Origin of the sequence: Pseudoalteromonas sp. SG45-5 (assembly GCF_014164085.1) — a bacterium.
Lineage (GTDB): Bacteria > Pseudomonadota > Gammaproteobacteria > Enterobacterales > Alteromonadaceae > Pseudoalteromonas > Pseudoalteromonas aliena.
The window spans coordinates 1-563 of record NZ_JACJEM010000156.1; the positions used below are offsets into that span (position 1 = coordinate 1).

Here is a 563-nt window from a genome sequence, read left to right on the forward strand (position 1 = left end):
CAAACTCCCACTTTATATTCTGCATAAAATACAGTAATCGATTGAACCAAAATAGGAACTCAGCTATGGTTAGTTTATCAATAAAAATAAATAAAAAAACGAGTTAATCTACAGGCTCGTTAGGCATATGAATAAATTATCCATCTCCGAAGCTGCAAATAAACATGTCACAATCGATTTTAATGATTATGATAATCCGAAATGGTCTGAGGCTGAAAAAATTCTTGAAGTCGAATTATCCTTTGATCGTATTGGAAATCAAGTTGCAGGTATTGATGAGGGGATTTTCCCGTCATTTATCAAAGATGACATCAAAATAGATGCGGGATGGGATAACTGGTCTGGGTGTTACCTTTTATCAACGTCCAAACAAGGCGATGAGTTACTTAAACAACTGGCAGTCAGATTGTCTAAGTAAACCTTAGGTGGCAAAATGCCTAATCGGGTAGCCGGAGGTCTCTAACCTCCAGCCCCCACACCACCCATCATGCGGGTCCGCAATGGGCGGTTCATCTCCCGTAATGAATATTGATCCAAATATTTTTCAATGACACTAAACCTTG

Annotated in this window: 1 protein-coding gene; it reads left to right on the plus strand. The window is 38.7% G+C overall.

All coding sequences use genetic code 11. The features are described 5' to 3' along the window. Window positions 1–127: 127 nt before the first annotated feature. Window positions 128–418 (plus strand): hypothetical protein, encoded by a 291-nt coding sequence (locus H5119_RS20075; RefSeq protein WP_182703490.1) that lies wholly within the window; start codon window positions 128–130, stop codon window positions 416–418. Window positions 419–563 lie beyond the last annotated feature (145 nt).

What these genes read in the sequence shown, in the direction of transcription:
- H5119_RS20075 (WP_182703490.1), top strand. Translation starts at nt 128, where the DNA reads ATGAATAAATTATCCATCTCCGAAGCTGCAAATAAACATGTCACAATC.